At 65.5% G+C, this 15,768-nt stretch carries 1 protein-coding gene; it reads left to right on the forward strand.

All coding sequences use genetic code 11. The features are described from left to right. Positions 1 to 14 precede the first annotated feature (14 nt). Positions 15 to 15,768, forward strand: a 15,754-nt coding sequence (locus tag JQ632_RS12375; protein WP_212402593.1) for a leukotoxin LktA family filamentous adhesin, incomplete at its 3' end; no start/stop codon positions are given.

Raw genomic sequence — 15,768 nt, forward strand, 5'->3', positions numbered from 1 at the left:
ACGAGGCTTTTGGAATGCGCGGGTCGTTTGCAAGGCGAAACGATGGTGGCCTGACGCTGCAGGCGTTTGGGCATCTGCGCGGCGTGTCGCTGCTGTGCGCCATGCAGATGGTTTTTCTGCCCGTCTTCAGCGTCAGGCTGCAGGCGCAGACGGCCAATGTGATCATCCCGGACGGCCGCACCGGCACCAGCCTGCAGACCTCGGGCAACGTCACCAACGTCACGACGTCGACGGTCTCGGGCGTCAACGCCTTCAACTCGTTCTCGCAGTTCAGCGTCGGCCAAGGCAACACGGTCAACCTGCAACTGCCGACCGGCACGCAAAACCTCGTCAACATCGTCCGTGACGCGCCCGTCTACGTCAACGGCACGCTCAATTCCTACATGAACGGCCAGATCGGCGGTAACGTCTATTTTGCCGATCCCAAGGGATTTGTCGTCGGCCGCAGCGGCACGGTGAACGTTGGCAGCCTCAATGTATCGACGCCGACGCGCGAGTTCACCGACAGCCTGATCGGCGCGCAGGGGCAGATCAACGGCTCGGCCGTCGGCAATCTGATGGCCGGCTCGTTCCCGGTCTCGCCGGACGGCAACATCCGGATTTTCGGCCGGATCAACGCCCAGGACGGCGTCCGCCTGACCGGGCAGAACGTCCTCGTCGGCGGCGGTGGGAGCCAGCGCGACATCGCCAATCTCGATCACGCCGCAAAATTCGCCGCATCGGTGAATTCCAAGGGCCTGCGCAGCGCGGCAGCGATCACCGTGCGTAACGGCTCCATCCACATCGGCGCCGCCAACAACGCCACCGTCAACGGACGCCTGACAGCGCGCAGCAAGACCACGACGCCGAGCACCATCACCGTCGATGCCGGCAAGAACATCGATATCGGCAAGAACGCGAGACTCAGCGCCGCCAGCAAGACGGGCGACGCCGGCGACATCCGCCTCAAGGCCGCCGAGAACCTGACCGTCAAGGGCGGCGCCCGGTTCAACGCCAGCTCGAAGACCGGCAATGCCGGTCTTGTCGAGCTGAGCGCATACGGCATCATCGACATCGGCCAAGGCATCAAGGTCAACATAGCCGCGCCGAACGGCAAGGCGGGCACGCTGCTGATCGATCCGACCGACGTGGTCGTCGGTGATGCTGCCCAAGGCGACACCGGCGTGACGCTGTCGAACAGCTCTGTCGCGGCTGCGCTCGCCGGGCTCAGCGCAGGTGCCAACTACCTCATCCAGGCTGATAATTCTGTTACGCTGGCTGCGCATGCGCTGATCGACGCGCGCCGTCTCGATGGCTCCGGCCATTCGACGGGTAACGCCAACAGCGTCACCATCCAGGCGCCGAACATAGACATCAAGAATGGCGCGCAGATCCTGGCCCAAGTGGTCAATTTCGGCGGAACGAACTACGTCGACGGCGATGTGACGCTGACCGCCACCGCCAGCCAGACGTTGCTGTCCGGTCATGCCTATGCGACCACCGGCATCACGGTTGACGGCAAGATCACCGGCGGCGCTATCTCGATCAACGCGACGTCGACCGCCACGGCGAGCTTCACCAGCTCGATTGCCGGGACTTTTGCTCTGGTTGGCGAATCCGTGCCGGGGCTGATCCTTGGCCTCAACGGCGGCTATGTCGCAGCGAGCGCAACCGCGAATATTGCCATCAACGGCCATGCCAACATCTCCGGCAGCGGCGACATCTCGATCAACGCGCACGGCTCGGAGAGAGCCGAAGATCCCGTGATCGCCTCGACGCTCCTGGGTGTATCGCCGGTCGGCGCTGCGGTCGTGGTCGGCAACATCGCCGGCAACGTATCCACCAACATCGCAAACAACGCGACGATCAGTGCCGGCGGCTACCTCAACATCAAGGCCATCAACGACGCCAATATGAACGTCGCTGCGGTCTCGCTGACCTCGAGCGCAGTTCTCGTGGCGACGGTGGCCTATTCGACCGCATCCGTGACGACGACGGCGAACGTCGAGACCGGCGCCAACCTGAGCGTCGGGACGAAGTCGGCGGGCGGACTTGCCCTGCGAGCGTTGAACAACAACAGTTTCTCGACATCGGCGACCTCCGTCGGGCTGGACAATCCTTCGCTCAATGGTGGCGTCGGCGGCGCCGTTGCGATCAGCAACGTCAATACGTCGGCGACCGCGACGATGGGTGGCTCGCTCGGCACCGGCACGTCGAACCGGATGAACGGCGCGCTGACGGTGGAGGCGACCTCCAACACGACGTCGAACTCGACGATGTCCTCGACCATCACCGGCACGCCGGCGCTGATCGCCGGCCTCCAGGGCGCGGCGGTCGTCGGCACGATGAATCCTGGCCTGTTCTCGCAGCAGCTCAGCACGCTGTTCACCGCCGATTTGAATCTGAAGGCGGCTGCGGCCCTTTCGATCGCGCGCAGCACAGAGAGCGCGACGGCGGCGATTGCGCAAAATCCAAGTGGCGGCGCGCCGTCGATCTATACGTCAGGCAACGTCGCGGTCATCTCGAACGTGATCGACGTCGGCGTGCGCAGCATTGCGACGGCCTCGGCGATCACCTCGAGCCCGGTCGACGGTCAGTCGGTAGCCGTCGCGGCCGCGGTCGCATGGGGCGACTTCACGCATAATTCCAACGCCTATATCGGGGCCGGAACCCTGATCAACGCGCCGGAGATCGGGGTCGTCGCCAACACCTACATGCCGATCACCAACACCTGGTTGCAGTGGAACGGGCTCACCGACGTTCTGCGGCATCTCAACGGCAATCTCGGCGTCGGCGGCAGCATTTTGACGAGCTACGCCAACGCGACCGCGGATGCCGGCGACACGCTCGGCGTCGCGGGCTCCGTCAACAACTTCATGGTCCACAACAACACGACCGCGTGGGTTGCGACCGGGGCCAGCCTGACGTCGAGCTGCTCGATCGCGACCTGCGGCACGGGCGCCTGGACGGCCCCGCTTGATACGGGCGCGACGCAGGCCTTCGACGCGACACTATCCATCTCGGCGAACGCCTATTCGGCCTCGATCGACGCTGCGGGCAATGTCGGCACGCTCGGCCTCCTTCCGGGCAACACGTCAGGTGGCTCGTCGCTCGGTGGTGCCCTCAACCTGGTGCAGTTCTGGAACAACACCATTGCCGGCGTCGCGTCGGGTGCCTCGGTCAGTGCGTCCGACAACATCTCCATCACCGCGTCGACCACCGACCAGTTCTTCGGTGTTGCGCCGACCTCCGGCAAGGCGGCCGGCGCGCTGGCGCTGAACGGCATCACGTCGATCGCGCTCGTGCACAACACGACGCATGCCTCGATCGGCATGGGCGCCAATGTGTCGGCGCCGACGGTCAATCTGCTCGCGCAGCAGGATCTGTCGATGCTGTCGGTCGCGGGCGCCGTGTCCGCCGGTGGCAATTCGGCGGTCGGCCTTGCCGTCGCCTATCTCGGTGCGACCACCGATACCTCCGCTTATGTCGGCGACAACCACGCCGACATCCGGCCTGGCCCCTTCAGTGCTGATGATCCGTTCTCCGGAAACGGCGGCGGGAATGGCACGATCGCCAGCGACAAGCTGGTGATTTCTGCGACGACCGCTGGCCGGATCACAGCGGCGTCGATCGCGGCCGCAATCTCGGAGCCTTCGGTTTCTGACTTCGGCACCAAGGCAAGCGCGGCCGGCGCGGCCGCCACGGGCGGACTGAGCGGGATTTCGAGCGCACTGACCAAGATCAGCTCGTCGTCGGGCGCCTCCGGCGACGGCATGACGGTCGACATCGCCGGGAGCTCGTCCGTCAGCGACACCAATCTGGCGACAAGCGCCTCGATCACCGGCGTCACCGTCAATCGCTATACGACCAATGGCCTGACGGCCAGCACGGTGGTGCAGGCGCTCAACAATACGATCCTCGACAACGGGTCAGGCGGTGCTGCCGCCAACCTGGCTGGATCCTCCGGCTCCTCGAGCGTGGCGGTCGACGGCACGATCGCCGCGGCGATTTCGAACAACAGCACGCTGGCCTTCATCAAGAACACCACGATGAACAACCAGCAGTCCGTGACTGTGCAGGCGCTGAGCGGCGGATCGGAAATGGCCGTGGCCATCGGCCTTGCCGCGGCGCCGCGATCCAATGCCGCCTCGATCGCGCTGTCGGTCGGTATCATCACCGACAGCACTAATGCCTATGTCGAGAATTCGACCATCACGGGCGTCTCGACCGGCGTCAATCGTGCCCTCGAGGTCGACGCCTATCAGACCACCAACATCGCGGTGGGTGGCGGTTCGTTGTATGTGTCGGGTGGCCAGGCCGGGTTCGGCGTCGCCATGACTTACGCCTCGATCGGCGATCCCACGGACGGCAAGGCCACCGACGCGCATATCAAGTCGACCTCGATCAGCAATTACGACACACTGCTCGTGATGGCCGACAACGCCAGCGTCATCGCCTCCGGCGCGGCGTCGGGCGGGGCAGGGGCCAACGGTCTCTCCGGCGCCATCGTCGTCAACGAGATCACGCCGACCACGACGGCCTATATCAGCAGCAACGCGACGGTGAACATCAATGTCGGTCGCGTCACCGTGCTGGCGGACAGCGGCGCAGTATCGGCGCTGGATACGGCGCTCGGAAACCTCGTCAAGAAGAACAACAACAATCTTCTCGCCTCGGATACCTGCACGGTCGCCGGTGGCACGGGGGGACAGAACTGTATTGATTTCAGCGCGGCTGCGCTCAACGACGGCACGGGTAACGGTCCGGGGGGCAGCATCATCTCCGTTGCGGGCCTCATCCAGGCCGGCAAGAACAATGTCGGCGCCTCGATCATCTACGACACTATCGCAACGACGCATTCGGCCTACATCGCCAACGTGCTGATGTCGACCGGCAGCGGTAATGTCAGCGTGAGCGCGGTCGACTCCTCGAAGATCCAGTCGGTCACGATCGGCTTTGGCCTTGCCACCGGACAGTTTGCTGGCGTTGGCGGCATGACGATCAGCAGCATCTCCAACACCGTTTCGGCGGCCATCGGCAACAACCTGTCCAGCGCGTCGCAATCGAGCGTTACGGGCCGCAATATCTCCGTCTCCGCGACCGACAATTCCAGCATTACCGGAACCGCCGCGGTCGCGGGCGCTTCGACCCAGGGCAGCGCCGCGGGCCTGGCGCTCGTCTACAGCAGTATCGCCAACGATGTCAGCGCCGGCGTCACCGGCTCCAGGCTGACCGCATCGGGCAATGTCGCGGTCAATGCGAACTCAAACGCCAGCATCTCGACTGTCGCCGTCGGTGTCGCGATGTCCTCGCAGATCGGACTGGCCGGCTCCGTCGCGACCAATCTGATGGGGACCAACGTCACCGCCAGCATCACGGCTGCCGGTACCAACGGTATCAACGGCGCCGACGTCACCGCAACCAACAACGTTGGCGTGATCGCCGGCAACAACGACAAGGCGGCCGTATTCGCCGGCGCCGTGTCCATCAGCAAGGGCGCGGCTGGCGGCGCGGGCTCGCTGGTGACCAACAAGATCACCGGAACCACCGCAGCCTATATCAGCGGTGCGAATACCCAGGTCGATGCGCTCGGCACCAGCACAACCGATACGCTCTCGGTCGACAACGGCACGCTCGTCCATGCCTTCGATCTCGGCACTGCGCAGCGGCCGAGCGACAGCACGCCTGATCTGTCCGAGAACCAGGACACCGTGCGCGGCCTTGCCGTCGTCGCGAGCTCGCACCAGGCGGTCGTGGCCAACGTCGCCTCGCTCTCGGCGAGCAGTGGCATAGCCATCATGATCAACCCGATCACCAATGTGATGAGCGGCGCGACCAGGGCCTATATCGATGGCGCATCCATCGACACGCGCCTGACCTCGACGACGCTGGCACCGCAGATCGAGGTGGCCGCGTCGAGCTTCTCCTATTCGGGCACGTTTGGCGCCGGTATCGTCCCGCCCACCGGCAATGGCGGTGGCGGCGCGACCATCATCTCGACGACGATGGCGCGCGACACGTTTGCCTACATCACCAATGCCACGGTCGGCGGCGTCCAGTCGTCGAGCGCGACGGTCGGCGCCGTCACGGTGAAGGCCAATGCCGAGCAGGACGCGTCCTCGATCGCGGTCGGCTTCAACACCGGCTCGGTCGGGTTGAACGTGTTCCAGGCCACGACGGAAGCCTATGTCGACGGTGGCGCACTGACGGCCGCGTCGCTGACGGTGAACGCCACCAACAATACCGGCATCTTTTCGGCGAACGGTTCCGGCGCCTATGGCAGCCAGGCCGCGATCGGCGCGGCGTTCCTGGTCCAGGTCTCCTCGAACCGCACCGAGGCCTATGTTGGCGACGAGTACCACTATCAGGGCACTGGCGCTGCGCACACGACCGCGCTCAATCTGAGCGGCGCGCTGGACGTCGAGGCCAATACGAAGAACCGCTTCGAGGCCTATGCGATCGGCGGCGCGCTCTCGACGGGAACGGCCGCGATCGCCGGCATGGCGAACATCGAGATCGCCAACAACACCACGATCGCCGGCGTCTACGACACCACGCTGCAATTGCCGACGGGCGGCGCGGCGGGTGCAGTCACCATCAACGCGACCGAGGACGTCGCGATCAAGGAGATCGCGGGCGCGCTCGCGGTCGGCGCCAGCGGAGCGGGCGTCGGTGTCGGCGCTGCCGCCAACGTCATCGTCTTCAAGAGCCAGACGACAGCGGAAAGCCGCAACAGCGACCTCAATTCGGCCGGCGCGATCAATGTCGGCGCGCTCAGCACCAAGGAAGTTCTGTCCTACGCGGTGACGGCCGGCATCGGTGGCAGCGTCGGTATCGGCGCGACCGTCGGCGTCATCATCATCGGCACCAACACCGCCGATCCGGATACGCAGGGGCAGCAGACCGGCCAGCTCAACCAGAATGGCAACGGCACGATTGCGTCGGTGAACTCAAGGACCAGCACCACGCATGGCAGCGACGCGGTCGCGAGCGGCACGTCCGGCGACCCGAGCTCGGCGAATGCCAGCTCGACCTACGATGTCTCGACAGTGCTGACCGGCGGCAATGACGGCGTCACCGCGCAGATCGCGGGCGGCAATGTTGTGGGCACGCAGGTCAATGTCGGCGCCACCAGTGCCAACGCAGCCAAGATGTACCTGCTCGGTGCCGGCTTTGCAAAGAACGTCGGCATCGGTGCCGGCATCGGCTACACCAGCGTCAACAGCAGCGTGCTCGCAAATCTGAGCGCGATCGTCGCCGCGCAGACCGTCAACGTTGTGGCGCGCGCCAAGGACGCCGACAGCAGCGGGCCTTATTCGGGCAAGACCATCGACACCGAGGCGATCGCGGGCGGTGCGGCGCTTTACTTCGGCGCGCAGGCGGCCGTGGCGTTTGGCAATGTCACCAACACCGTGACGGCCCAGCTCGGTGGCAGTGTCACCGGCACCGGCGGCAACGGCGTCGCCGTCATGGCGCAGGACTCTTCCACGCAGGTCGTGTTCACGGGCGGCGTCACCGGCGGTGCCGCGGCCGTCGGCGCATCCGTCGCCACGGCCGGACGGTCGAGCTCGGTCGCAGCAAAGGTTCTGGACGGCACCACGATCGATACCAAAACACTGGCCGTTGGCGCGTCCGGCGCCGGCAAGTTGACCACGACGGCAACCGCGCTCGGCGGCGGTATCCTCGCGGGCGTTGGCGCCGATGCCGAGTCCAAGGAGAACTCGAGCTTGCTGGCCGAGATCGGGGCCAATTCCTCGATCACCACGTCGGCGAGCAGTGTTGGCACCCTGGTGACGGCGTCGATCACGCCCGATCTGTCGAGCAGCGCGATCGGCGTTTCGGTCGGCGGCGGTGCGGTCGGCGTCGCCATTGCCCAGTCGACGGTTGGCGCCACGGTCACGGCCGATGTCGGCAACAATGCCGTCTTCTCCGGTGGCTCGCTCGCGGTGACCGCCATGGCGCTGGTTCCGACCGGCGGCACGACCACCTACGCCTGGTCGCTCGCAGGCGGCGGCGGCTCGCTGATCGGCGCACAAGGCAGCTACGCGAGGGCATCGCAGAACGTGACTGTGAACGCCTATGCCGGGACCGGGGTCACGCTTCCCAACGGCGATGTGGTTATCGCGGCCCAGAACGACAGCAGCCAATACGCTGAGGCGACCGGTCTCTCGAGCGGGTTCCTGGCCCTGGGGGCGAGCGTCGCGCAGACTTCGTCGAACGCCCACACCCACGCCTATCTCGGCGCGGACGCGATCACATCGGCGTCCAATACGGGCATTCTCCAGATCACGGCCACGGGTACGGATACCAACGTCGCCAATGCGATCGTCGGCGCGGGCGGCACCTATGCCGGTGCCGCGGCGGTCGCGACGACCAGCTCAACCGCCGTGACCGACGGCATGATCAATGGCGACACGACGGATCAGACGCTCTATTTCGGCGGCCTCAGCATCAAGGCCACGCACACGACGAATTATGCGGCGAGCGGCGACGCGTACCAGGCGTCCACGGCCGGCGTCTCTGCCGGCAAGGCGCAGAACGACGTCACCTCGACCACGACCGCCGAGGTGGGGACCCATCTCATCATCAATTCGGCCGGCGGCGACATGGTCGTCATCGCCAACGACATCGTGAACCAGGCCGGTGGCGGCGCGCGGTCGGGCTCCGGCGGCTCGTTCTCGGGCGCTGCCGCGCTCAGCAGCTCCAACGTCACCCAGACCGTCAACACCAACATCGACGCCGGCACGATTTTGAGCCTCAACGACGATCCGCGGTCGTCGACGGCGGTGATCAACATCGAGGCCTACAACACGCTGAACACGACCGATACGGCGAGCCTGGCGACGGCCAGCCTGTTCGCCGGCGGCGGCGCCGAATCCGACATGACCGCGAATGCCACGCTCACGGTCAACATTCAGGCGCGCGAGCTGTTCAGTGCCGGCAACATCTATATCGGCTCGGCTTCACGGATGGCGGCGGCCAACAACGCCAATTCGAGCCTCTATGGCGCCATCGCCGGCGTCGGCGCCAGCACCAACAGTTGGGTCCATGCCAACCAGGCCGTCAACCTCGGTTCCAGCTCGACGGTCGAGGCCTGGGGCCAGATCAACATGTATGCGGGCCTTGCCGGCGACGGCACCGTTTACTCCAGCGTGCAGGCGACCGCGACGACCGTCGTCTACAACAACACGGCGATTCCGATCTCGACCCTCTATCGCGGCACGGCCAATGCCGCCGACACCACGAGCCTGACGCTCGCCGACAGCTCAAAGGTGCTTGGCGCACGCGACATCTATCTGGGTGCGACCCAGGGTCTGGTCGCTGCCTCCGGCAATGGCAGCAATTACAATCCGTATCTGGACATTTTCAGCGCCAAGAACAGCGACAACCACAGCCACACCAGCGGCACGGGCGACGTCGCGCTCAACGGTCTGGTGGTCGCCGGCATCCACAATGACGAGACCATCACGATCGCGCTCGGCGCGAGCACGCCGACGCTGTCGACCACGAGCCCGTACGATCCGCTCTCGCTGCAGTACGTCCAGGACGTCAATCACTTCAGCCCGGTGATGAGCTGGAACAACCAGAAGATCCAGTACACCATCGTCGGCGGCTTCAATCCCTACCAGACGATCGTCGCCCAGCTCGTTGCGCTGAGCGGATTGACCACGACGGACGTTCAAACTGCGCTTGCCGCGAGGCAGCCCGCGATCACGTTTACCGGCTCCGATCCGACCGGTGACATCCAGCGCCAGATCAACACGCTGATCCAGCAGGCGCCGTTCGCCGCCAACGCCTCCGGCAACGCCTTCGCGTTCGGCGACATCCTGGTGTCCGCCGGCAACGTCTCGATCCTGGCGCAGAAGCTGACCGGGAACAGCGATGCGGGCCACACCGCGCCGTCCGTCAACGCGCGCAGCTCTCCCATGATCAAGATAGAGAACCAGGGCCTCGACTTCGTCGCCCTGCGCAACCTCACCGTCACCAACGTGACCGGCGGCAACATCACCTACCGCCAGATCGACCATGTCGATCCGGACTCGCACTCCAATGTCACCTTCAACGCCTCGCCGAGCGCGACGCCGATCATCGATATCTCGGCGACCTACAACCGCAAGGACCCCAACACCGGCCTCGGCGTCGACCAGAACGGCAACACGCTGACCCGCACGCCCGACGTCTATTTCGACGGCGTCGTCACCAACCAGAACGGCTTGCTCAAGATCACCAACAGCCTCGGCAACGTCGTGGCGTCGCAGACGCTCGATGCGGCGACGATCCAGATGGTGGTGCCGAACGGCTCGTTCACATTCAATGGCGGCGTCGGCAGCATCTTCACCACCAACCACGACGTGGCTTCGCAATGGGCCAACGTCGAGTACAAGCCGGACGACAACGACACGCTGACGGCGGTGATGGCGGCGGCGACCTATCTCGGCGCCTATGGCGCCTATGACACCGGCGTGCACATCGCCAGCGGCGGCAATCACCCGTATTTCTATTATTGCTGCGCATCCGGCAGTGAGGGTGTTGCCGGCACGGCCTCCAACAGCACGATCTTTACCGCGCGTATGCTGGAGCTATTCTACGACGGCCGGTCGCTCTATTCGGCAATCTTCCTGCCGATGGGGAACGGTACGCCGAACAATGGCGGCGGCAGCGTCGGCAGCACCAGCACGCTCGCGACGATCGAGGGGCCGACGCGTCAGACCATCACCACCGCGCCGTGGGAGAAGACGACCTACGATAACCAGGGCGTTTACACCAACAGCGGCGATTACCAGACCCCATTCAATTGCTCGGGATGCGCGGCCTACTTCCAGGTCATCAACATCCAGAATGACGTGATCACGCCGAAGACCGCGAACACGGCGGTCAACCCGCCGGCCAACGCGCCGTTCATCGTCGGCAAGGCGATCATCCTGTCGGCGTCGGTGCTCAACGTCAACGGCACCATCCAGAGCGGCTCGAGCAGCAATTATTCGGTCAATATCGACAACGCCGCGCTGAACGCGATCAATACGCTCAAGGCCGACAGCAAGGCCTTTGCGCAGGCCCAGACCAACGCCCAGCACGGCAATTATGTCGACCTGACGCAATATCTGACGAAGGACACCAGCACCGACGTGCTGGTCGGCGCCAAGTACAACGCCGCGACCGACCAGATCATGCTGAACAGCGTGGTGCAGGGCTCGGGCGGCTACGTCTACCTGAACGGCAGGATCATCTCGACCTCGACCGAGAACAACGTCTCGCAGGGCAACATCATCATCAACGGCGGTGCCGGCACGATCAACGTGCACAACACCACCGGCCTCCAGCTCGTCACCAATACCATCAACACCGGCGTCAGCGCCGCCAGCGTGATCCAGATCGTCGACCAGCTCAAGCAGCAGACGACGTGGTACGTGTACAATCCGGCCGCGGCCGGCGGCCAGCAGGTGTCGACGTATCAGACCAACAGCGTCAATGCGAGCCAGTACACCGCCTCGATGCTGACCGGCGTCAGCGGCACGGCGGGCCTGCAATACACGCCGCAAGCCAACATGTATTACCAGTGGGTCGACACGGCGACGCTCGAGCGTCCGGCGACCAGCACGCAGTTCGACTATGGCTGGCACTATACTTCGCGCGATCCCGTAACCGGCAGCTCCTTCGTCCGCACCTACAGTCTGGTTTCGAACGTGCAGCAGGCCACCGGTGGCGGTACCACCGGCCAGTTGCAGAGCACCAACTTCCAGGAGGTCGTCACCGCGAGCGGCTCGTATCACGGCGGCGGTTACAACACGACAGCCGGCAAGTGCTGCGGCGCAGACGGCCACTACGACTGGTACCAGGAGATCTGGGACCACATCACGTTGACCCTGACCAATACGGTCAAGGCGTCGAACCCGATCAACATCCAGTTCAACGGCGGCGGCACCAGCACGGTTGCAGTCAATTCGAACTCCAGCATCGTGATCAACGGCCCGATCAACAATCTCCAGGGCACGACCACGGTCGCCGCGACCGGCGCCAACTCGTCCATCACCGTCGGTGCGAATGCCAACAGCCCGGTGATATCAGGCACGAGCGTGACGCTGTCCGCGCCGGGCGGCATCGGCAAGATCGGCGCGGGCGGGGCTCCCGTCCAGGTCCAGGTCTATGGTGGCAGCCTGACCGCCAATTCGATCGACAACGACATCGCGATCGCGGCCGTTGGCTCGCTCTCGATCAATCAGGTGAAGGTTGCCCCGACCGTGGCCGGCAACGCACCGCAGGGCAGCGTCTTCATCACCGCGACCGGCGACATCACCTCGGCATCCGCCTACAACGTCGCCAACCCCGTCGTGGTCGGCAAGAACATCGAGATCAACTCCACCGGCGGGGCGATCGGTGCAAAGACCAGTGTCAGCGGCGGCGCCACCGTCCTGACCGACATCAATCCGCTGGTGATCCAGGCGACCGGCACGACGCTGGTCGACGGCAGTGTCGACGGCGGCGTTCTCAACAGCGCCTCGGCCACCGGCACCTATATCGTGCAGTCGAAGGGCGACCTGCGGCTCGGCACGATTTCGTCGGCCGGCGGCCCGGTCTTCCTGGAGGCAGCCGGCTCCGACGACAACCACGCCAGCATCCTCAACGGACAAACGGCGGTCGGTCTCACCGCGGCGCAGAGCGCGCATCTCCAGAGCGTCTGGACCAGCCTCGATCTGCTCAGCGGCAACGCCGCCACCACAGCCGTCAACAGCTACCAGTCGATGGTCACGGCGGCCTATAACGACTACTTCCAGCTCAAGAACGTCGTGTTCACCAACTGCGCCACGAGCTGCGTCTATAATCCCAGCGCAATCGGCCAGACCGTGCTGCGGGCGCAGGTCGCCGCCAAGCTCGGCATCGATCCGTCCAACGTCCAGGCGGCCGACATGCAGGCCGAGGCCATGGCGCGGCTCCAGAGGGACCAGTTCCTGCTGGGCATCAAGTCCACGGCCGAGCTCACGGACTCGCTCTCGACCCTGTTCGGCGCCACGCTCGCGACCAACCTGTTCTCCAATCTGTTCCAGAACGTCGCTCCAGCCGATCAGCGCATGCCGACCAATACGGCGCTGCAGACGGCGCTCACGACCTACAATGCGAACTACCGATACACGCTGGCCTCGACCGAGAAGGTCTACACCATCATCACGGCCGGCTCGCAGTGGACGCATGACCAGCTCGCCTACACGGTCTCGTCGTCGGCCGTCGGCGCGACGCCGCCGCCGATCGACGACCTCAAGCCGAACATCCAGGCCAGCCAGGTCATGCTCTACGCGCCGAACGGCTCGATCGGCAATCTGGCCCTGCCGGAGACCTTCAGCTTCACCAGCGTCAATTCCTCGTCGCTGACGGCGGCGCAGAAGGGGCTGCTGGCCTCGGCCGGCCCCGGGCAGCTCACCGTCCGCGCGGTCGAGGATCCCACGAGCCACATCGTGACCTATTCGGTCAGCGTGTCGCAGCAGAGCCTCGTCGTGCTCGACGACCCGACAGCGGTCTCGGCCAAGGCCCAGTCGCAGATCTATCTCGGCAGCCTGCACAATCTCGCGCTCGGCGGCATCACGGCGTCGAACTACGGTTCGATGTCAGCCGCGCAAGCCAACGGCGTCCAGGTCACCGGCAGCGGCGACGTCAAGCTCAATGTCGTCGGCAGCATTTCCGCCGGCGTGGGCGGCGCCACGGTGATCTCGGGCGACATCTCCAACCTGACCCTGATTGCCGAACACGGCAACATCGGAAGCGCGGGCACCGCTGGCAGCGACCCCGCAGCCAATCCGAACGCGATCCGGATTGCATTCGCAAACCCTGCGACCGACCGGCTCGATCAGGTCTCGTCCGGGCAGGGCATCTATCTGAAGCAGACCACCGGCGATCTCGTTCTCGGCAACATCTCGGCGAGCGGCGCGATCCAGCTTGCGGCGACCGGGAGCATCTACGCAGAGGCCGGATTCACCGACCGCACGGCGGTGCATATGGTGGGTTCGGAGCTCGATCTGCGCGCCGGCGGCAGCATCGGCTTCAACAGCTCGGCCTTCCAGCCCCTGCAGGTGCAGATCTCAGGCGCCGTCACCGGCTCCGCTGTCGGCAACATCAGCATTTTGGCGCCGTCGGGCGATCTCACGATCGGTGCGACCGGTACCTACGGCACGCTGTCGGCGGGCGGCGCGCTGACGCTGAACGTGGCGGTCGGCGCGCTCACCATCAACGCCGACGTCTCCAGCGTCGGCTTGATGCAGCTGCTCGCGAACGGCGCCATGACGTTCGCAGCCGGCACCAGCGCAGCGCCGGTGGTGGCGTCCAGCAGCACGGGCGCAGTGACATTGGCCTCGGCGACGCTGTCGATGGGCGCCTGGTCGGCAATCGATGCCGCGGGCGTGATCTCGGTCGCGACCACGGGCGATGCGACCATCGGCCAGCTCAATTCACAGGCCTCTTATGCCGCGGCCGGCAATGCGCCGTCGATCGTGGTGTCCGCCGGCGGCGTGGCCTCGCTCGGGGCGATCCTCGGCAATGGCGACGGCCAGACCAATTTCCTCGCCAACGGCTCCGGCGCAAAGATTTCGCTCGCAGCATCGAACGGCATCGGCACCTCGGCGACCCGGCTCACCCTCAGCGCGAGCCTGTTGTCGGCCAGCACGAGCGACGGTGGCATCTACCTCAAGGCCCTGACCGGCACCGAGGCGACGCTGCTCTCGGCGGTCAAGGGCGATGTCGACATGCTCGGCACGTCGGGCCTGACGCTGGACCAGGTGCTGGCCGGCACGGCGAGCGGGGCCTCCGGCAGCTTCCGTGCGGTCACCAATGGCGGCAGCATCGTCATCGGCACCGCTGACAGCAGCGGCTCGCAGACGGTCCATGCCAGCCAGAACGTCACGTTCAAGGCGCTGACCACGACCGGCGCGACCGCTGACGTCGGCAACATCGACGTCACCGCCGACACCGGCTTCATCCTCGCCCAGACCGTCACGTCGGGCGGCGTCACCACGCAAGGTTCTGTCGCAGCCCACGGCTCGGCGACGCTGGCCGCCGCTACGACCATCACCGGCAACACGCTGTCGGCTGCGACCGGCGCCGGCTCGCTCACCGCGAGCGGTGCGGTCAACTGGAACTCTCTGAACGTCGCCAAGGCGCTCGGAATCACCTCCAGCCAGGACAGCATCAGCCTCAAGACGGCGCAGAGCGGCGGCACGCAGACGATCCACGCGCATCAGAACGTCAGTTTTAACGCGCTAACCGCCACCGGCGTGACCGGCGATGACGGCAGCATCAACGTCAACGCCGACACCGGCTTCGTCCTCGCGCAGACGGTGACCTCGGGCGGCGTCACCTCGCAAGGCTCGGTTGCGGCCAACAGTTCGGCCACGCTCGTCGCCGCCACGAGCATCAGCGGCAACACGCTGTCGACGGCGACCGGCGCCGGCGCGCTCACCGTGAGCGGTGCGGTCAACTGGAACTCTCTTGATATCGCCAAGGCGCTCGGAATCACCTCCAGCCAGGACAGCATCAGCCTCAAGACGGCGCAGAGCGGCGGCACGCAGACGATCCACGCGCATCAGAACGTGACGTTCAACGCGCTGACCGCAACCGGCGTGACCGGCGATGACGGCAGCATCAACGTCAACGCCGACACCGGCTTCATCCTCGCGCAGACGGTGACCTCGGGCGGCATCACCTCGCAAGGCTCGGTTGCGGCCAACAGTTCGGCCACGCTCGTCGCCGCCACGAGCATCAGCGGCAACACGCTGTCGACGGCGACCGGCGCCGGCGCGCTCACCG

It is taken from the genome of Bradyrhizobium liaoningense, from assembly GCF_018130955.1.
GTDB lineage: Bacteria > Pseudomonadota > Alphaproteobacteria > Rhizobiales > Xanthobacteraceae > Bradyrhizobium > Bradyrhizobium liaoningense_C.